Source organism: Nonomuraea sp. NPDC049504 (genome assembly GCF_040676845.1).
GTDB classification, from domain to species: Bacteria; Actinomycetota; Actinomycetes; order Streptosporangiales; family Streptosporangiaceae; genus Nonomuraea; species Nonomuraea salmonea.
Map to the genome: position 1 here is coordinate 38,544 of NZ_JBFAPT010000031.1, position 20,846 is coordinate 59,389.

General features: G+C 73.0%; 10 protein-coding genes. 7 read left to right on the plus strand and 3 right to left on the minus strand.

All coding sequences use genetic code 11. The features are described 5' to 3' along the window. Positions 1-120: 120 nt before the first annotated feature. On the plus strand, positions 121-543 hold the full coding sequence (locus tag AB0K28_RS42085) for an STAS domain-containing protein (protein ID WP_364381530.1): 423 nt from the start codon (positions 121-123) through the stop codon (positions 541-543). A gap of 193 nt (positions 544-736) precedes the next feature. Here AB0K28_RS42085 and AB0K28_RS42090 read toward each other — a convergent pair whose 3' ends face one another. Both AB0K28_RS42090 and AB0K28_RS42095 read right to left on the minus strand, forming a co-directional pair. Then, on the minus strand, positions 737-1,198 hold the full coding sequence (locus tag AB0K28_RS42090; RefSeq protein ID WP_364381533.1) for an alpha/beta hydrolase: 462 nt from the start codon (positions 1,196-1,198) through the stop codon (positions 737-739). Between the two features lie 44 nt (positions 1,199-1,242). Next, entirely contained in the window at positions 1,243-2,541 is a 1,299-nt protein-coding gene (locus AB0K28_RS42095; protein WP_364381536.1) for a lysine N(6)-hydroxylase/L-ornithine N(5)-oxygenase family protein, read from the minus strand. 112 nt (positions 2,542-2,653) lie between these two features. On the opposite strand from AB0K28_RS42095, the gene AB0K28_RS42100 reads away from it, so the two are divergent. Beyond that, positions 2,654-3,601 (plus strand): methionyl-tRNA formyltransferase, encoded by a 948-nt coding sequence (locus tag AB0K28_RS42100; protein WP_364381539.1) that lies wholly within the window; start codon positions 2,654-2,656, stop codon positions 3,599-3,601. Here AB0K28_RS42100 and AB0K28_RS42105 read toward each other — a convergent pair. Further along, entirely contained in the window at positions 3,598-4,680 is a 1,083-nt protein-coding gene (locus AB0K28_RS42105; protein WP_364381542.1) for an alpha/beta hydrolase-fold protein, read from the minus strand. The two genes, AB0K28_RS42100 and AB0K28_RS42105, sit on opposite strands and share 4 nt — an antisense overlap. 69 nt (positions 4,681-4,749) lie before the next feature. Here AB0K28_RS42105 and AB0K28_RS42110 point away from each other — a divergent pair, with 69 nt between their 5' ends. The 5 genes from AB0K28_RS42110 (at position 4,750) to AB0K28_RS42130 (ending at position 20,846) form a co-directional block, all read left to right on the plus strand. Continuing rightward, entirely contained in the window at positions 4,750-5,784 is a 1,035-nt protein-coding gene (locus AB0K28_RS42110; protein WP_364381545.1) for an iron ABC transporter permease, read from the plus strand. Next, positions 5,781-6,842 (plus strand): iron chelate uptake ABC transporter family permease subunit, encoded by a 1,062-nt coding sequence (locus tag AB0K28_RS42115; RefSeq protein ID WP_364381548.1) that lies wholly within the window; start codon positions 5,781-5,783, stop codon positions 6,840-6,842. Before AB0K28_RS42110 ends, AB0K28_RS42115 begins: the two co-directional genes overlap by 4 nt. A gap of 156 nt (positions 6,843-6,998) precedes the next feature. Continuing rightward, the gene (locus AB0K28_RS42120; RefSeq protein ID WP_364381551.1) at positions 6,999-8,000 is read left to right on the plus strand and encodes an iron-siderophore ABC transporter substrate-binding protein; all 1,002 of its coding nucleotides are present in this window, start codon (positions 6,999-7,001) and stop codon (positions 7,998-8,000) included. 37 nt (positions 8,001-8,037) lie between these two features. Further along, positions 8,038-9,849, plus strand: a complete 1,812-nt coding sequence (locus tag AB0K28_RS42125; RefSeq protein ID WP_364381554.1) for an ABC transporter ATP-binding protein — start codon at positions 8,038-8,040, stop codon at positions 9,847-9,849. A gap of 59 nt (positions 9,850-9,908) precedes the next feature. After that, positions 9,909-20,846 carry an amino acid adenylation domain-containing protein gene (locus AB0K28_RS42130; protein ID WP_364381557.1) on the plus strand — a complete coding sequence of 3,646 codons (10,938 nt, stop codon included), beginning with the start codon at positions 9,909-9,911 and terminating at the stop codon, positions 20,844-20,846.

Below are 20,846 nucleotides of genomic sequence, written 5' to 3' on the forward strand. Positions count from 1 at the left end.
AAATCTCAAGTTGTACCAGAGAAGAGCACGTCAGGTGCGCCAGGTCAGGAAGATCACACGAAAAATGCTTCCGGCATTGCAATTCGGGCATTATGCTTCGGACCCTGAGAAGGACGTCAGATGGACTATGACCGGGAGGACGCCATGCACGTTCACATCGCCTACCGGCCTGGCGACGGCCTCGAGTCCGCCGCGTCGCCCCTGACCCTCGACTCCCGGCGGCACGACGCCGGCCTGGTGATCACCGTGCTGGGCGAGGTGGACATGACGAGCGCCGCCGTGCTTGAGGAGTACGTCCGCGAGCAGGCGGCGCCCGGCGAGCGCGTGGTGCTCGACCTGACCATGCTCACGTTCATGGACAGCAACGGCCTGCGCGCCTGCGAGAGCCTGCACAACGCCCTGCGCGACGGCGGCGGCTCGCTCCGCCTGACGGGCGTCCACGGCGTGCTGGTCCGGCTGCTGGAGATCACGGGCCTGCGGGAGGTCCTGGACATCCACGGGGGCCCGGCCGGCGACGCGCTCGCCGGCCGGTGCGGCCCATGACCCTCGGCTCTCCGGCGCCACGCCGCTCTCGCACACCAGCAGGTCGCCGAGGCCGTTGAGGGTGAGCGGCCCGTGCTGCTGCAGGACGCGGACGACCTCCGCCTGGGACGGGGTGACGCCGAGCGGGCGCAGCGCCTGGGCGAGCAGCCTGTTGCCCTCGCGCTGGGCGGCCAGGATGAGGTAGCGCAGCTCCTCAGCGGGCCGCATGCGCCACCTCGTTCACCAGGAACGTCTCCACCGCCGCCGCGTACGTCGCGGGGTGGCTGAAGCGGAACATGTGGCCGGTGCGGTCGAGCACGACCTCGCGGGCGCCGGGGATGCCCGTACGCATGATCTCCGCCGCCCGTTCGCCGATCAGCCGGTCGCGGGACGGGGTGATGATGAGCGTGGGCACGTCCACCTGGCCGAGCCGGTCGGTGTAGTCGGCGGCGAGCGCTGCCGTGAGCCGGGAGCCGAAGGTCTTGGCCGGGGTGTGGTCGAGGAACAGGCGGCGGCTGTCGGCGGCGAACCCGCCCGACATCACCAGCGCCCGCAGCCCGGCCGGCCGCCGGACGGCCGGCCCCAGGGCGATGTTCGCCCCGAAGGAGTCGCCGACCAGCACGTAGTCGTCCAGATCGGCGACCTCGGCGGCGAGCGCGTCGGCGTAGGACTCCATGTCGGCGGGCCGGTCCGGGTGCGAGCAGGCCGGCCCCTTGCGCGCTACACCAGCGATCGCACGCGAGGGTAGGCGGGGGTGCGGAGGTGGTCGGTCAGGGAGGCGGCGATCTCGCCTACGCGGACGGCGGTGTTCGAGAGCAGGGTCGAGGTGAGGCCGTGGGTGTGTTCGCTGGCGCCCTGGACGTAGATGCCGCAGCGCAGCTCGGGTGAGGTGGCGATGCGGTAGTCGCGGCCGAGGCGGACGCCGCCGCCGGGGAGGCGTTCGCACAGGCCGCCCGTCTCGCCGAGGAGGGTGAGCGGGTCGGTGGGGCGGTAGCCGGTGGCGTAGACGAGGACGTCGGCCTCCAGCGGGGTCCGCTCGCCGGTGGGCAGGAACTCGACCGTGACGCGCAGGCCGCCGGAGTCGTTCTCGACGCCGGCCAGGCGGGAGGCGTTGAAGATGCGCAGCCGCTCCTTGCCCTGCACCTTCTCCTGGTAGTGGCGGCGGTAGAGCTCGTCGATGAGCTCCAGGTCCACGACGGAGTAGTTGGTGGAGGCGTGGTACGCGCGCAGGCGCTCCTTCACCTCATCCGGGGCGGTGTAGAAGTGGTCGACGGCCTCGGAGTCGAAGATGCGGTTGGCGAACGAGCTGTCGTCGGCGGGCGTGTAGCCGTACTTGGCGAAGACGGCGCAGACCTCGGCGGCGGGGAAGGCTCCGTGCAGGTGGCCCGCCACCTCGGCGGCGCTCTGCCCGGCCCCGACCACGACGAACCTGCGCGGGTCGCGCAGCGTGGGCAGCTTGGCGAGCAGCTCTTCGCTGTGCCAGACGCGCTCGTCGCTCACGATGCCGTCGGGCAGGACGGGCTCGAGGCCGGCGGCGAGCACGAGGGTGCGGGCGCGGCGGGTGACGAGCGTGCCGTCGCCCTGCCGGGCCACCACGTCGAGGAACTCGATGGCGCCGTCCGCCTCCACGGGGGTGACGGCGACGACTTCCGCGGCGTACTCGACCTGGTCGGCGAAACGCGCTGCTGCCCATTCGAGGTAGTCGTGGAATTCCAGCCGGGACGGGAACATCGTCTTGTGGTTGATGAAGTCGAGCAGCCGGCCTTTCTCCCGCAAATAGCACAGGAAGCTGAACTCGCTGGCCGGGTTACGCATGGTGACCAGGTCCTTCAAGAACGAGACCTGCATGGTCGTGCCTTCGATGAGCATGCCGCGATGCCAGCCGAAGGCGGGCTGTTTCTCCAGGAAGACCGCGTCGACTCCGTCACCGTGACGCTCTTTGAGCGCGATGGCCAGGGCCAGGTTGGAGGGCCCGAAGCCGATGCCAATGAGGTCGTGGACGTGCTGCTCCGCTGACATGGAGGCCTTTCTAGACGACCGAACCGGGGGTGGAGACGAGGCCCAAATTAGGTTAGCCTTGCCTAATTAAGGTCACCCTAACCGAAGCGGTTCCTCTCGACAAGGAGACACCATGCGGGTCGTGATGTTCGGCTACCAGACCTGGGGGCATCGCACGCTCCAGGCTCTTCTGGACTCCACGCACGAGGTCGTGCTGGTGGTGACGCACCCCAGGAGCGAGCACGCGTACGAGAGGATCTGGAACGACTCGGTGGCCGAGCTGGCCGAGGCCCACGGCGTACCGGTGCTGCTGCGCAACAGGCCCGACGACGACGAGCTGATGGCCCGGCTCAAGGAGGCCGAGCCCGACCTCATCGTCGCCAACAACTGGCGGACGTGGATCCCGCCGGAGATCTTCGCGCTCCCCCGCCACGGCACGCTCAACGTGCACGACTCGCTGCTGCCCGCGTACGCCGGCTTCTCCCCGCTGATCTGGGCGCTGATCAACGGCGAGAGGGAGGTGGGGGTGACCGCCCACATGATGAACGAGGAGCTGGACGCCGGCGACATCGTCGTGCAACGGGCCGTGCCCGTCGGGCCGCAGGACACCGCCACCGACCTGTTCCACCGCACGGTGGACCTGATCGGGCCGATCGTCACCGAGGCGCTCGACCTCATCGACTCCGGCACGGCCGTCTTCGCCCCTCAGGACCGCTCGAAGGCCAGCTTCTTCCACAAGCGCTCGGTCGAGGACGGCAACATCGACTGGACCTGGCCCGCCGAGGACATCGAGCGGCTGATACGCGCCCAGTCCGACCCGTACCCGAACGCCTTCACCTACTACAAGGGCGAGCGGATCCGCGTCACCAAGGCGTCGGTGTCGCAGGGCATCTACGGCGGCACGCCCGGCCGGGTCTTCATCCGCGAGGGCGACGGCGTGGTCATCGTGGCGGGCGCCGAGGCCCGTAGGGGGCGTGATCACGGACTGGTGATCGAGCGGGTCCGTACGGAGGACGGCGCCGACCTGCCCGCCACCGAGGTGTTCCGCGCCATGGGCGGCTACCTGACCAGGCACCCCTAGGAGCCGAGCACCCAGGCGACGTCTCTGAGCAGGGCGTGCCGCCAGCCCGCCCGGTCGTGGTCCGACGGTGAGCGCGACACGCGCACGGTGGCGCCCGCCCGCTCGACCAGGCTCTCGACGCGTTCACAGTGGGGCAGCATGCGATGCTCGTGCTCCCCCACGTCGAAGGCGACCCGCAGGCCGGACAGGTCAGGGCGGTCCCGCTCCAGGCGGGCGGCGACGGCGCCGCCCGCCGGGCCGCCGAGCGGGTCGGCGCGCGACTCGGCCCCCGGCTCCCACCAGAACGAGCCCGACTGGCAGGCCACGCCGGTCATCAGGCCGGGGAACTCCAGGGCGGCGTACAGGGCGGTGAGCCCGCCGAGGCTCTGCCCGGCGACCACCAGCGTGCCGGGGTCGGCGGGCACGCCGCTGCCGGTGACCAGGGGCAGCAGCTCGTCGCTGACGGCCCGCCACAGCTCGGGGCGGCAGGCGTACTCGTGGGAGCGGTCGCGGGCGGGCAGGAAGACGAGCGTGACGGGCGGCAGCGCGCCCGCGGCCACGGCGGCGTCGAACGCGGTCATGGCCGGGTGCAGGTGCAGCCAGTCGTCGCCGTCGAGCAGCAGCACGACGGGCCCGCCGCCGCCCGCGGGATGCACCCGCACGGTACGCCGCCCGCCCAGCACCGCGCTGGCCCACCGCAGGCGGGTGCCGGGGAGCGGCAGCACGTCGTCGGAGCCGGCGGAGGGCCAGTACGGCTGCTCGGGCACGTCGGGCGTGGCCGCTATGGACCGCTCGCCACCGGCCCCGACGGGGTTGAGGGGGTCGGCGAACGCGCCGTCGCCTGTCTCCACCTGGTACGTCACCCGCAGCCGGGCGGGCATGGCGACCTCGGCGTACCAGCAGTCGGTCCCGCCGAAGCGGGCCAGCGGCACCGGCTGCGACCAGCTCTCGAAGACGACGCGCGCCGGCCCGCCGCGCCACACGAAGAGCGTCGTCCAGCCCTCGCCGTCCGATGCGACGGCGGGTGAGCGCGCGGCCCGCCAGAACTCCTCGGTGCCGGGTTCGCCGGTGAGCCCGTACCTCGCGAACGTCTCCCCCATGCGCTCCCGTACCCTTCCCTTTGACCGTCAGCTAAGGATAGCTTTACCTAAGTCGAACGATAAGGACCCATGAGCACGAGTGTGGTGAAACGTGCCCGCCGGCGGCGCGTCGTCGGCGCGGGCGCGCTCGCGGTGGTCCTGGTGGTCGTGGCGGGCGCGTCACTGGCCGTCGGGGCGCGCGCGCTGAGCCCCGGCGAGGTGTGGCACGGCCTGTTCGCGGCGGCGGGCGGCGATCAGCGGCTCACCGAGATCACGCTCATCGTGCAGACCGTCCGCGTGCCGAGGACCGTGCTGGCCATCGCGGCCGGCATCGCGCTCGGCGTCGGCGGCGCGCTGATCCAGGGCTACACCCGCAACCCGATCGCCGACACGGGCCTGTTAGGGGTGAACGCGGGCGCCTCGTTCGCCGTGGTCACCGTGATCATCCTGTTCGGCCTGGCCAACCCGTACCAGTACATGTGGTTCGCCTTCCTGGGCGCGGCGGCGGCAGGGGTGGTGGTGTTCGGGCTGGCCAGCATCGGCCAGGGCGCGGGCAACCCGCTGACGCTGGCGCTGGCCGGGCAGGGCATCGCGGTGTTCCTGGCGGCGATGACCACGGCGATCGCGCTGACCGACCAGACCTCCCTGAACGCGCTGCGGTTCTGGAACGCGGGTGGCGTCGCCGGGGTCGGGTTCGACGTGATCTGGCCGGTGGTCGTGTTCATCGGGGCGGGGCTGGTGCTGGCGGCGATCACGCTGCCCGCCATCAACCTGCTCAACCTGGGCGACGACGTGGCCCGCGCGATGGGCGTGAACATCGCCCGCAACAGGACCGTCGGCATCGTCGCCATCACCGTGCTGGCGGGGGCGGCGACGGCGGCGTGCGGGCCGATCGCGTTCCTCGGCCTCATGGTGGCCCACGTCGCCCGCTACGTGACGGGGCCCGACTACCGGTGGCTGGTGCCGTTCGCCGGGCTGCTCGGCGCGGTGATCCTGCTGGCCTGCGACATCCTGGGGCGCGTGGTGACGCGGCCGGGTGAGCTGCCCGCGGGCGTCGTCGTCGCCCTGGCCGGCGCCCCCTTCTTCGCGGCGCTCGTGTGGCGCGGAAAGTTCAGGAAGACGTGATCGCGACGGTGGTGCGCGGCGTGCGGGTCGGCCGCGCGTCGTTCGTGTGGCGGCCGTGGATGGTGTGCGCGACGTTGCTGCTCGCGGCGGCGGCGTTCCTGGTGTTCTGCCTGTCGATCGCGCTCGGCGACTTCCCCATCGCCCTGCCGCAGGTGGTGGCGACGCTGTTCGGGCAGGGCGAGCGGGTGGACGAGTTCGTGGTGATGGACCTGCGGATGCCGCGCGCGCTGGCCGGGCTGGTGGTCGGGGTCGCGCTCGGGGTGTCGGGGGCGATCACGCAGTCGATCGCGCGCAACCCGCTGGCCAGCCCCGACGTGCTCGGCATCACCGGCGGCGCGAGCATGGTCGCGGTGTTCCTGGTGACGGTGACGGGCGGCGCCGCCTCGGCGATCGTCGGCACGGTGGGCCTGCCCGCGGCGGCGCTGGGCGGCGGCCTCTGCACCGGCCTGCTGGTGTACTTCCTGGCCTGGCGGCGCGGCATCGACGGCATGCGGCTGATCCTCATCGGCATCTCGGTGAGCGCCGTGGCGGAGGCGATCACGGTGTGGCTGCTGGCCACGGCGGACATCCGCGACGTGGCACGGGCGCAGGCGTGGCTGGTCGGCTCGCTGGACTCGCGCACCTGGAAGGAGGTGCTGCCGGCGGCGTGGTGCCTGCTCGTACTGCTGGCCGTGGTGGCGTACGTGGCCTTCCATCTCAAACCGCTGCACTTCGGTGACGAGGTGGCGGCCGGGCTCGGCGTGCGGTTCTCGGTGGTGCGGGGCGTGCTGCTGCTCTGCGCGGTGCTGCTGGCCGGGGTGGCGGTGAGCGCGGCCGGTCCCGTGGCGTTCGTGGCGCTGGTGGCGCCGCAGGTGGCGATGCGGCTGACGCGGTACGCGACGCCGCCGCTGGTGGCTTCCGGGCTGATGGGGGCGGTACTGCTGATCGGCGCGGACCTGGTGGCGCGCACGGCGCTGCCGGTGGTGCTGCCCGTCGGCGTGGTGACGGCCGCGATCGGCGGCCCGTTCCTCGTGTACGTCCTGGTGCGGGCCAATCTCAGGAGAGCCAGAGGGCACTGAAGAGTTAGGTTAGCCTTACCTAACATCTTCGTGTTACGGTTTGCCTGCCCACGTCGGTGGTGCAGCCAAAGCACGACAGCAAGGGACTTGCGGATGCTCTCCCCACGAACGACAGTTGCGAAGACCCTGCGGCGGTCAACGGTGGTGTTGTCCGCCGTGTTGTCCGCCACGGCCCTCCTCGCGGGGTGCGGTTCCGGAGCCACGGAGCAGCCGGGCGCGACCACCTCCGCCACTCGGGCCGCCGGCACGGGCGGCGCGTTCCCCGTCACCGTGGAGCACGCCTTCGGCACCACGGAGATCACCAAGGCCCCCGAGCGGGTCGTCTCCGTCGGCTACACCGACGACCAGGCCATCCTGGCGTTCGGCATCAAGCCGGTCGGCATGGTGGACCAATATCCGAACCCGCCCGGCAAGACGCCCGACATCAACACCCAGTGGCCCTGGGTGAAGGACAAGTGGGGCGACACGCGGCCCGAGGTCATCATGACCAACGGCGACTCGGGCCCCAACTACGAGAAGATCGCCGCGCTGCGGCCCGACCTGATCATCGCCGTCTACTCGGAGATCGACCAGGCCGCCTACGACCGCCTGTCGAAGATCGCCCCCACCGTCGGGCGTACCAAGACCGAGAAGGAGCCGTTCAGCGCGCCCTGGCAGGACAACGCGCTGCACATCGCCAAGGCGCTCGGCAAGGCCGAGGAGGGCGCCACGATGGTCGCCGACATCGACGCCAAACTGAAGGCGGCGCGTGAGGCGCACCCCGAGTGGGCCGAGAAGACGGCGGTCGCGCTGTCCTGGTACAAGAACTCGGTCGCGCCCTTCACCACCACCGACGTGCGCGGCCGGATGGTGACGGGCATCGGCTTCAAGGGGCAGCCGGAGATCGACGAGATCGCCGGTGGCAGCTTCTACACCGTGCTGTCCCCCGAGCGCATCGACCTGGTCGACGTCGACCACATCTTCGTCATCGCCGACCAGGCCGACCAGGACGCGCTGAAGAAGTTCAAGCTGTTCGCCAACCTGCCCGCGGTCAAGGAGGGCAACGTGTCGTGGCTCCTGGACAGCGAGGGCCCGGCGATCGGCGCGGCCATGTCGCAGGGCACGCTGCTGTCGCTGCCGTACGCGATCGACGAGCTCGTCAAGTCGGTCCAGTCGTGACGGCGGCACCCCTTTCCCCGCCTGCGGCGGTCCTGGTGTGAGCACCGGCACCGCATCCGCCCCCGCATCCGCCCCCGCATCCGCCCCCGCCATCCTGCGCACGGCGAGCGCGCGCGAGGCCGCCCGGTGGGTCGTGGCGCACTGCCGCGGCACGCCGTGGCTGACCGCCGCCACCGTCGTGACCACCGTGGCGGGGGCGGCGCTGCAGGTCCTGCCGGTGTTCCTGCTCGGCAAAGTGGTGGACGGCGTGGTCGCCGGCGCCGGGAGCGGCGAGGCGCGGGAGCTGCTGGTCACGGTCGGGGTGCTGCTGGCGGTCGCGCTGCTGCTCGGCACGGTGGCCGCGGCGGCCTCGACGTACCTGATCGGGCGGCTCGGCGCCGACCTGCTGGCGCGGCTGCGCGAGGGCGCCGTACGCGCGGTGCTCGGCCTGCCCAGCGCCAGGATCGAGCAGGTCGGGCACGGCGACGTGCTGTCGCGGGTGGGCGACGACGTGGCCGTGGTGTCCAAGGGCATCCGCACGGCCGTCCCCACGCTGTTCTCGGCCGCCGTGCTGGTCGTCATCGCCACGATCGGCATGTTCGGGCTCGACTGGCGGCTGGGGCTGGCGGGGGCGGGGGCGCTGCCCGCGTACGCGCTGGCGCTGCGCTGGTACCTGCCCCGCTCCGCGCCGCTCTACCGGCGCCAGCGCGAGGCCCAGGCCGACCGGGCACAGGCTTTCATCAGCGGCCTGAACGGGATCGAGACCGTGCGGGCCTACCGCCTCGAACCCCTCTTCCGGGAGCGGGTGGCCCGCGAGTCGTGGCGGGTGCGCGACCTCGGCATCGAGGTGTTCCGCTTCTTCGGCCGGTTCGTCGGCAGGGAGAACCGCGCCGAGTTCGTCGGGCTCGTCCTCATCATCGTCGTCGGGTTCGTGCTGCTGGAGACCGGCTCGGTCACCCTGGGCGAGGCGTCGGTGGCGCCGCTGCTGTTCCACCGGTTGTTCAACCCGCTCGGCTCCATCATGTTCACCTTCGACGAGGCGCAGAAGTCGGGCGCGAGCCTGACCCGCCTGGTCGGGGTGCTGGGCGAGGCCACGCAGGAACGGCTCGCGGGCAGCGTGCCCGCCGGGTCCGGCTCGTACCCGGTGACGGTGGAGGGGCTGACGTTCACCTATCCCGGCTCCGAGCGGCCCGTCCTGAAAGACGTGAACCTGACGATCCCGGCCGGCGGCTCGCTGGCGCTGGTCGGGGCCACGGGCGCGGGCAAGACGACGCTGGCGGCGCTGATCGCCGGAATCGGCACGCCACAGGCCGGCTCGGTGCGCGTCGGCGACACGCCGATCTCCGGCCTGGACGAGGCCGACGCGCGGGCACTGGTCAGCATCCTGACGCAGGAGACGCACGTGTTCTCCGGCACGCTCGCCGAGGACCTGCGGCTGGCCGCGCCCGGGGCGAGCGACGCCGAGCTGATGGACGCGCTGCGCACGGTGGGGGCCGAGCCGTGGGTGACGGCGCTGCCCGACGGGCTGGACACCCTGGTCGGCGAGGGCGGCGAGCGGCTCGACGGCACCAAAGCCGCGCAGCTCGCGCTGGCCCGGCTGGTGCTGGGGCGGGCGCCGGTGGTGGTGCTGGACGAGTCGACCGCGGAGGCGGGCAGCCAGGGGGCGGCCGAGCTGGAGCGGGCGGTGCTGGCGGCGTGCCGGGGGCGTACGGCGCTGTTCGTGGCGCACCGGCTGACGCAGGCGATGACGGCCGACCGCATCGCGGTGCTGGACGCGGGCCAGGTGGTCGAGGAGGGCACCCACGAGGAGCTGGTGGCGGCGGGTGGCCGGTACGCGCGGCTCTGGCGGGCCTGGCGCGAGGCTGGTTAGCCGATCATTGTTAGGTTAGGCTTACCTTACTAGTGTCTGAAGGGGCGGCTGAGGTCTTCATGCTGGGACCAAGCACTCGTGCGGTATCCCTCTCTCCCGAACGGCTGGCCGGCCTGCGCCGCCGCGCCGGGGACCATTCCGACGGGGTCCTGCTCGAAGCGTGCGCGATCGGGTTGGCCTTCTGGACGGACGGGCTGAGCCCCGACGGGCTCGACCTGTCGCCGGCCACGCTCTTCGCCGACGTGGTGGCATGGGCGGCGGGCGGCGGTCGCGCACCCGGCGGCTGGCGGGTGGACGGCTCTGGTCTGTCCGTCCCCGGGCACGTCGACCTCGCGGACGCGCAGCTCGCGCTGGACGACCTGGCCGACTTCCCCGACCGGCCCATCGGCACCATCGCCCCGTCGAGCGTCGAAGCCCGGCTCGCGCAACTCGCCCGATGGAACGACACCCACGCGGACCGGGACAGGCCGACCCTCGTGGAGCTGTTCCACGAGCAGGTACGCACCCGTCCCGACGCCGTCGCCATCGTGGACGAGCGCCGCACGCTCACCTACCGCGAGGCCGCCGAGCTGGCCCATCAGCTCGCCCACCACCTCCTCGAACACGGGCTCACCGCCGAGCAGACCGTCGGCGTCTCCCTGGACCGCTCGGCCGAGATGGTGATCGGCCTGCTGGCGGTCCTCATGGCGGGCGGCGCTTTCGTGCCGCTCGACCCGCACTGGCCGGCCGAACGGCGGGCGCTGGTCATCGCCGACGCCGGGCTCGTCGCGCAGCTCAACAGCACCGGCGAGCACGACCCCGCCGAGCCGGACGCCGTAGCCATCGACCTCGACGCCTGGGGCTACGGCTGCTACCCCACCACCCCGACGGGGATCGACCTGCCCGGGCCCGCGCTGGCGTACGTGATCTTCACCTCCGGCTCGACCGGGCGGCCCAAGGGCGCGATGATCCGGCACGAGGCGATCAGCGAGCGGCTCCTGTGGCAGTCGCGCGAGATCCTCGGCTTCGGGCCCGACGACGCCTCGCTGTTCAAGGCGCCGCTGTCGTTCGACATCTCCATCAACGAGATCTTCCTGCCGCTGGTGTGCGGCGGGCGGCTGGTGGTGCTGCGGCCCGGCGGCGAGCGCGACCCGCACCACCTGCTCAGCGTGATCGCCGAGCAGCGCGTGACGTTCACGTATCTGGTGTCGTCGATGCTGGACGTGCTGCTGGAGATGGCCGGCGACTCCGGCCGCCTCGACAGCCTGCGGCACGTGTGGTGCGGCGGCGAGGTGCTCACCCCCGAGCTGTACGAACGCTTCCGCACCCGCCTCGGCATCCCCCTCTACCACGGCTACGGCCCCGCCGAGGCGACGATCGGCGTCTCCCACGTCATCTACCGGGGCGCGGCCGAGCGCCTGTCCACCTCGATCGGCAAGGCCAACCCCAACACCTGCCTGTACGTGCTGGACGACGAGCTGCGGCCGGTCCCCGTCGGGGTGGGCGGCGAGCTGTACGTCGGCGGCTTCCTGCTCGGGCGCGGCTACGTCAACGCGCCGGGACTGACCGCCTCCCGGTTCGTGGCCGACCCGTTCGCCTCCGACGGCTCCCGCCTCTACCGGACCGGCGACCTCGCCAGGTTCGCCCCCGACGGGTCGCTCGACTTCCTCGGCCGGGCCGACAACCAGGTCAAGATCCGCGGGATGCGGCTGGAGCTGGAGGACGTCGAGGTCGCGCTGGCCGAGCATCCCGGGGTGCGGCACACGTGCGTCGTCGCCAGGAAGCACGCCTCCGGCGGCACGTACCTCGTGGGGTACGTCATCCCGGCGGCCGGGCACGAGGACCTGCGGCCCGACGACGTCACGGCGTGGGCCGCCGAGCACCTGGTCGAGTACATGGTGCCGGCGCACGTCGTCGTCATGACCGCGTTCCCGCTCACCCCCAACGGAAAACTCGACCGCCGTGCCCTGCCCGAGCCCGAGCTGCGCGCCTCCCGCGTCGTGGCGCCCGCCACCGACGCGGAGCGCGCGGTGTGCGCGGCCGTCGCCGGGCTGCTGGGCCTGGACGAGGTCGGCGTGGACCGCAACTTCTTCCGGCTCGGCGGCGACAGCATTCTGGCGATCTCGCTGATCAGCGCCCTGCGCGAACGCGGCCTGCACGTCACCGCCGCCCAGGTCTTCGCCGGCCCCACTCTGGGCGCCCTGGCAGCGGTCGCCACCCGCGAGGGGGCGACCGCGGTGGACTCCGCCGACGTCGCCACGGGCCCGGTCACGAGCTCCCCGATCGTGCGCTGGCTCGGCGAGACGACCGACGCGATCGACGGCTTCGCCCAGTCAGTGGTCCTCAACACCCCGGAGGCTCTGACCCCGGACGCTCTGGACACCCTGCTCACCACCCTCCTCGACCATCACCCCATGTTGCGCGCCCACCTGACCCGCGGCCCCGCCTGGGGCTTCGACGTCCCCGGCTCCATGACTCTCCAGAAGGTGTGGGAGGAGAACGACCGCGGGCTTGAGGAGTGTGTGGAGCGGGCCGTGGGCTCGCTCGATCCCGATCGAGGCGTCATGTTGCGCGCCGTTTGGCGGCGGGCGGAGCGGCAGCTGGTTCTCGCTGCTCACCACGTGGTGATCGACGGGGTGTCGTGGCGGATTCTCATGGAGGATCTCGCCACCGCATGGCGGCAGCTGTCCTCAGGTGAGCCGATCGTGCTTCCGCAGGTCGGGACCTCGTTCCGGCGGTGGACGCAGGTGCTGGAGTCGGCGGCGTTCGACGGCGATCGGGCGTACTTCGCCCGGCCGCTGCCCGGTGAGGATCTGCCTCTGGGCAGGCGGCAGCCGGAGGCGGCCGATACCGTGGCGCGGGAGCGGGCGCACGTCGTCACGGCAAGCCCTGAGGTGACCGCCGCGGTGCTGGGTGAGGTGCCCGCGCGGTTCCATGCGAAGGTCAACGACGTGCTGCTGACCGCGCTGGCCGTCGCACTCGCGCGGCGGCGGCGGGAGCTGGGGCAGGAGCAGACGTTCGCGCACGTCGAGCTGGAGGGGCACGGGCGCGAGGGGCGGTTCCTCGCCGGAGCGGCCGGGTTCGAGCCGGAGCTGTCGCGGACGGTCGGGTGGTTCACCACGTTGTTCCCGGTGACCGTGGACCCGGGCGCGAGCGGCGACTTCACCGACCCCGCGTACCTGGCGGCGGCGTTGAAGAAGGTGAAGGAGGACCTGGCCGGGGTGCCGGGCAACGGCATCGCCTACGGGGTGCTGCGCCACCTGCACGGCGTCGCGTTCGACGCGCCCGCGCCGCAGGTGCTCTTCAACTACCTCGGCAGGTACGAGGCGGGCACGCGGTCGGACTGGCAGCTCGCGGTCGCGACCGGGCAGCTGGGCGAGCGGCGCGACCCGGGGATGCGGCTGCCGCGCGCCCTGGAGTTCAACGCCATCGCCGAGCCTGGGCCGACGGGCGCGTACGAACTGGTCACCACCGTCTCCTGGCCCGACGGCGTGTTCACCGGCGAGGACATCGAGGCCCTCGCCGGCTACTTCCGCCAGGCGCTGGAGGGCCTCGCCGCGCTCGACGGCGGCGGCCACTCCCCCAGCGACTTCCTGCCGCTCGCCCTCACCCAGGCCGACGTGGACGCCCTGGACGGCCCGAACCTGCGCGACGTCCTCCCGCTGACCCCGCTCCAGGAGGGCCTGTACTTCCACTCCGTCTTCGACGACGACTCGGCGGGCAGCTACGTCGAGCAGCAGGTGCTCACCCTGGACGGCCCGGTGGACGCCGTCCGGCTCGCCACGGCGGCCACCCGGCTGCTGGCGCTCTACCCCAACCTGGCGGCGCGGTTCGTGGCGCTCGCCGACGGCCGCGTGGTGTCGGTGCTGGAGGACGGCGTGCGCGCGCCGTTCAGCACGCTCGACCGGCCCGGCATCACGGACGAGGAGCTGCGCGACCTCGCCGAGCGGGACCGCCGCGCCGGGTTCGACCTGGCCGTGGGCCCGCTGATGCGGTACACGCTCATCCGCCGGGGCCCCGATCGGCACGTCCTGGTGCAGACCGTCCATCACATCGTGGCCGACGGCTGGTCGGTGCCGGTGATGCTGCGGGCGCTGCTGGCCGAGTACCACGCGCCCGGCAGCGGGTACGCGCAGGACGGCTTCGCCGCGTACGTACGGGAGCTGGCCGGGCGGGACGACGCCGAGAGCGAGCGGGCGTGGCGGGAGCAGCTCGCCGGGCTGCCCGGTCCTTCGCTGGTCGCCGAGGGGCACACCGCGTCGGAACACTTCGCGGACGTCAGCGAGGCTCTCGATGTCGATGACGCCGCCAGGGCCGTGGGGGTGCCGCTGAGCGTGGCCGTGCACAGCGCGTGGGCTGCCACTCTGGGCGGGATCCTGCAGAGCACGGACGTGGTGTTCGGCTCCACGGTGTCAGGACGGGAGGCCGACTTCCCTGGCATCCAGGACATGGTGGGGCTGCTCATCAACACGATCCCCGTACGCGCCCGGTGGGACGGCATCACCACGGCCGGCGAGCTGCTCGCCTCCGTGCACGAGCACCAGAGCGCCGTACGGGATCACCAGCACGTCTCGCTGTCCGCGATCGGGCGGCTGGCGGGTGGCGGGCCGCTGTTCGACACGCTGGTGGTGTTCGACGTCGCCACCGACGTGGCCGGCCTGCGGCGGCCCGGGGACGAGGTGGTCATCACCGAGGTTCTGAACGAGGGCGCGCCGCACTACCCGCTGACCCTGGTGGTGGAGCGGGAGCCCGGCGGCGGGCCGCGCTTCACGCTCATCTACGACCGCGCGCTGCTGCGGGAACGCGGTGCCAAGACCATCCTCGGCACCTTCGGCCGCACGCTCACCGCGCTCCTCGTCCGCCCGGACACCCCGGTCGGCCGCATCTCCCCAGCGGCCGGCCGCCACGACGGCGGGCCGCTCGCCGATGCGCGGCCCCTCCAGGACGGCGGGTGGCCCGGGGCCTCGCGAAGGACGCTGGGCGGGTTGTTCGATGCGGCCGCGGCGCGGTATCCGGATGCGGTCGCCGTCACCCGGTGCGGGATCGACGGGGATGCGCGGTCGATGACGTACCGGGAGGTGCGGGCGGCCAAGGAGCGGGTGGCGTCGGCGTTGCGGGCGGCCGGGGTGGGGCCGGGTGAGCGGGTCGCGGTGGCGGTGCCGCGCTCGCTGGAGCAGGTGGTCGCGCTCATCGCGGTCGTCTCGGCGGGCGGCGCGTACGTGCCGCTGGACCCGGCGTACCCGGACGAGCGGCTGGCGTACCTGCTGGCCGACTCCGCGCCCCAGGTGGTGCTGGTGGACCGGGAGCAGCGGGACCGCATGGAGCGGCTGACCGGCGGGCGGGCGCGGGTGCTCGTGCAGGACGACGACCTGCCGCTGGACGGCACCAGGCCGGCCGTCGGGCCGCACGACCCCGCGTACGTGATCTACACCTCGGGCTCCACCGGCCGCCCGAAGGGGGTCATGGTGCCGCACTCCGCGGTCCTGTCGCTGCTCGCCGGGACGTGGCCGGACCTGCGGTTCGGTCCGGACGACGTGTGGGTGCAGTTCCACTCCGCGTCCTTCGACTTCGCGGTGTGGGAGCTGTGGGGCGCGCTGGCGCACGGCGGCGAGCTGCTCGTCCCCGAGTACGCGCTGACCCGCTCCCCCACCGACTTCCACCGCGTGGTGCGCGAGCGCGGGGTGACCGTCCTGAACCAGACGCCGTCGGCGTTCTACCAGCTCGCCGAGGCCGACCGGCACGCGGCGGAGCCGGCGGGGTCGCTGCGGGTCGTCGTCTTCGGCGGCGAGGCGCTGGACCTCGGGCGGTTGCGCGGCTGGGTCGAGCGGTACGGCACGCGCTCGCCCGAGCTGGTCAACATGTACGGCATCACCGAGACCACCGTGCACGTCACCCACCGGGTGCTGACCGACGAGGACTTCGCGGCAGGCTCCGTCTCCCCCATCGGGCGGGCGATCCCCGGGCTGGTCACGTACCTGCTGGACGACCGGCTGCGGCCGGTGCCGCCCGGCCGGGTCGGCGCCATCTACGTGGCCGGTGCGCAGGTGTCGCTCGGCTATCTGGGGCGGCCGGGGCTGACGGCGTCCCGGTTCGTGGCGGATCCGTTCGCCGGTGACGGGTCGCGCATGTACCACACGGGCGACCTGGCGCGGCGGACGCTGGACGGCGAGCTGGAGTTCGTCGGGCGGGCCGACGATCAGGTGCAGCTCAAGGGGTTCAGGATCGAGCTCGGGGAGGTGGAGTCGGCGATCCGCGACCTGGACGGGGTGGTGGACGTGGCCGTCACCGTGGCCCCGTCGGGCGACCACCTGGTGGCGCACGTGGTGGGCCGGGTGCCGGACGGCTGGGCCGAGCTGCTGTCGGCGCGGCTGCCGGCGTACATGGTGCCTGGTCAGGTGGCCCCTGTCGACGCGCTGCCGCTCACCGTCAACGGCAAGCTCGACCGCGCCCTGCTGACCGCCCGCACCCCACAACCCTCTGCCACCACCGGGCGAGGTGGTGAGCAGGCGCTGGTACAGGTGTTCGCCGAGACGCTGCCCGGTGTCGAGGTGGACGCGGACACCGACTTCTTCCGTGCCGGGGGCGACAGCATCGTGGCCATCGCGCTGGTCAACCGGGCCAGGGCGCTCGGGCTGCCGATCACGCCGCGCGAGGTGTTCCTGCACAAGACGCCGCGCGCGCTCGCCGAGCACGTGGGGACGTCCGCGGCACCCGCGCCGATCGCCCGCGCAGACGGCCCGCTCGCGCCGACCCCGATCATGTTGCGGCAGCGTGGGCTGGGCGCCTCGCTCGCCAGGTTCGCCCAGGCCAGGACGCTGGTGGCGCCCGAGGGCAGCGGGTTCGCCGATGCCGAGCGGGCCGCGAACGCGGTCGTCGCCGCCCACCCGGCCCTGCGGCTCCGCCTGAGCACCGAGCACGGCGTGTGGACGCTGCGGACCGAGCCGCCCAGGCCGGTCACGGTCGTCCAGGCCGGTGAGGCCGACGCGGCCGGTGAGGCCGACGCGGCGGCGAACGAGGCGGCCGACCGGCTCGATCCCGAGGCCGGGGAGATGATCGCGTTCACGTGGCTGGAGGCGGGCAGGACGCTGGTCGTCACCGCGCATCACCTCGCCGTGGACGCGGTCTCCTGGCTGGTGCTGCTCGATGACCTGGCCACCGCGATGCGGGGTGCCGCGCTCGCGCCGGAGACCACGCCCTTCGCGGACTATGCCGATGCCCTGGCCGCGACGGCGACCCATCACACCGGCACGCTCGACCGGTGGCTCACCGCTCTGGCCGCGCCCCCGCTGCTGCCTGTCCCGCCGGCACGACGGCGGGAGGTGACGGTGGAGGTGGCTCCCGAGGTCAGTGCGGTGGTGACGCGGGAGGCGCCTGCCGCGTTCGGCGTCGGCGTGACCGAGTTGCTGTGCGGGGCGTTGCGGGCCGCCTTGACCCGGGTTCAGGACGTGCCGGGCGACCTGGCCATCGACCTGGAGCGGCATGGACGGGTCCCCGTGCTGCCGCACCACGACTACACGCGGACGGTCGGCTGGTTCACCTCCATCGCGCCCGTCCGGCTCAGCCCGCACACCGACCCGATACAGGCGGCGCGTGAGGTGTCCGAGCGGCAGCCGGACGAGCGGGCGCACCTCGCGTACGGGCAGCTCCGCCACCTCAACCCGCAGACCGCGCCGCTGCTGACCACGAGCCCGCAGGTGCTGTTCAACTACCTCGGCCAGGGCAGCGAGTCGCAGGCGGTGACGATCACGGGAGGGGACGTCGGCGGCCCGTACGCGGTCGAGGTGGACGCCTGGCTGGACGCGGCGACCGGGAGGTTGCGGGCCACGTTCGCGCTGGCCGGCGACGTCCCTGACGAGCTGCCCGAGCGCTGGCGGGAGGCCGTGGCGGAGGTCGCGCGCAAGGCCGGGACGGCGGAGCGGACCGCGCCGGTGACGCCGCTGCAGAAGGGCCTGTTCTACCAGGCGCAGCTGGCGGGCCCGGCCGGTGACTACGTGGCGCAGAGCTGCTTCACCTTCGACCGCCGCCTGGACCCGGCGGCGCTGGCCGGCGCGATGGCGTACGTGATCGCCCGGCATCCCGGCGTGGGCGCGGGGTTCACGACCGACGCGGACGGCGACCCCGTCCAGGTGCTCGCGGCGGGCCGCCGGGTCGCCGTCCGCACGCTGGACGTGGCGTCGGACGCCGAGGTCGAGGCCCTGCGCACACAGGACCGGGCGACCGGCTTCGACCTGGATGCGCCGCCGCTGATCAGGATGACCGTGCTCCGCCTGCCGGGCGGCGGGGACGTGCTGCTGCTGAGCTACCACCTGCTGCTGTGGGACGGCTGGTCGCGCGAGATCGTGCTGCGCGACCTGTTCACCGCCTACGAAGCGGCGCTGGCCGGGGAGCCGCTCGACCCGGAGCCGGCGACGCCGAGCTTCGAGGAGCACGCCCGCGCGCTCGACGCCAGGGACCCCGCCCCGGCCCGGCGCTTCTGGGCCGGGCAGCTCGCCGGGCTGTCCGGCCCGACGCTGCTGGCGGGCCCGTCTCCGGCGCTGCGGGACGAGCTCCCGCGCGCGCTCGTCCGTACGCTGCCGGCCGAGCAGTCGGAGCGGCTGCGCGAGGCGGCGAAAAAGCACGGCGTCACCCTGAACACGGTGCTGACCGGCGCGTTCGGCCTGCTGCTCGGCGCGCACACCGGCCGCTCCGACGCGGTCTTCGGCGTCACCGTCTCGGGCCGCGACGGCGAAGGGCCGGGCGGCCGGGCGCTGGACGACATGGTGGGCGTGCTGCTCAACACCGTCCCGATGTGGACGCGGCCCCGCCCGGCCGACACCGTAGGCGACTATCTGGCCGGCGTGCAGGCGGCCAGGGTCGCCGCGATGGAGCACGAGCACCTGGGGCTGGGCGACATCCAGCGCGACACCGGCCACGACGCCCTGTTCGACACCCTCTTCGTGCTGCAGAACTTCCTCGACCTGGACGCGCTCGCCGAGATCAACGCCAGGCACGGCATCGTCGAGGTGCTGGCCGACGACTCGACGCACTACCCGTTCACCTGGGTCGTGACGCCGGGTGAACGGCTGACGGTGAAGCTGGAGTACCGCGACGGCGACACCGGCCGCGCCGAACGCCTCCTGGACGACTACCTGCGCCTGCTGGACGACCTGACCCGGGCGAGCGGCCCGGTCGGCGCGCTGCCGGGGCCGGGCGCGGTGCCGGGCGCGGTGCCGGTGGCGGTGCCGGTGGCGGGGCCGCGCAGCGACGTCGGCACCGACACGGTGGTGGACAGGTTCGACCGGGCGGCCGAACGCTCACCGCACAGGACGGCGCTCGTCGCGGGCGGCGCGAGCATGACGTTCGAGCAGCTCAGGGAGCGCAGCACGGCGGTGGCAGGGGTGCTCGCCCAGCGGGGCATCGGCCCGGAGCGGACGGTCGGGCTGGCGATCCCGCGCTCGCTCGACTCGATCGTGGCGCTGTTCGCTGTGCTGCGGGTGGGGGCCGCGTACGTGCCGCTGGAGCTGGACCACCCGGACGAGCGGATCGCCGCGATCGTGGCGGACGCACGCCCCGACGTGATCCTCACCGTGAGCTCCGTCGCGCCCAGGCTGATCGGCGAGCTGATCGAGCTGGACCGGCCGCTGCCCGAGGCGGAGCCGTACGTGACGTTCGCCCCGGACGACCCCGACCGGCTGCGGCATCCCGCGTACGTCATCTACACCTCGGGCTCGACCGGCCGGCCGAAGGGCGTGGTGACCGAGTACGCCGGGCTGACGAACATGCTCATCAACCACCAGCGCCGCATCTTCGAGCCGGTGCTGGCCGAGCACGGGCACCGGGTGTTCAGGGTCGCGCACACGGTGTCGTTCGCGTTCGACATGTCGTGGGAGGAACTGCTGTGGCTGGCCGACGGCCACGAGGTGCACATCTGTGACGAGGAGCTGCGCAGGGACGCGCCGCGGCTGGTCGCGTACTGCCTGGAGCACGGCATCGACGTCGTCAACGTCACCCCCACCTACGCCCAGCAGCTGCTGGCCGAAGGGCTGCTGGACGACCCGGCGCGGCGGCCGCCGCTCGTGCTGCTGGGCGGCGAGGCGGTGACGCCCGGCCTGTGGCGGCGGCTCGCGGAGACGGAGGGCACGTGCGGCTACAACCTGTACGGGCCCACCGAGTACACGATCAACACGCTCGGCGCCGGCACGTTCGAGTGCGCCGACCCGGTGGTGGGCGTGCCGATCGACAACACCGACGTGTACGTGCTGGATCCGTGGCTGCGCCCGGTCCCCGACGGGGTGCCGGGCGAGCTGTACGTCTCCGGTGTCGGTATCGCCCGCGGCTACCTGGGGCAGAGCGGGCAGACCGCGCACCGGTTCGTCGCCTGCCCGTTCGGCGAGCCGGGCGAGCGCATGTACCGCACGGGTGACCTGGTGCTGCGGCGGCCGGACGGGAACCTCGCCTACCTGGGACGTACCGACCAGCAGGTCAAGATCCGCGGCCACCGGGTGGAGCCGGGCGAGGTGGAGGCGGCGTTCGCGGCGCATCCCGCCGTGCGGTTCGCCGCCGCGGTGGCGCAGCCCGACCCGGGAGTGGACGGCGCGTACCGGCTGGCCGCCTACCTCGTGCTCGACGGCGCCGACCTCGCGGCCGTCGCGGCCGAGGTGTGCGCCGCGCTGCCCGACCACCTGCGGCCCACGCACTACGCTCAGGTCGCCGCGATCCCGCTGACCGTGAACGGCAAGGCCGACACCAAGGCGCTGCCGGAGGCCAAGCCGCTCGGCGCGCTGACGTCGGCGGGCGAGCGCGGGCCGGCGACCGAGACGGAGGCGGTGGTGTGCGAGCTGTTCGCCGAGACGCTCGACCTGGACGACGACGAGGTGAGCGCGGTGAGCGACTTCCTCGCCATGGGCGGGCACTCGATGCTGGCGCTGCGGCTGGCCGGGCTGCTGCGCCGCGAGTTCGGCCCGATCGTCACCGTACGCGACCTGTTCACCCTGCGAACCCCGGAAGCGCTGGCCCGACACCTCGATGAGCAGTCCTGA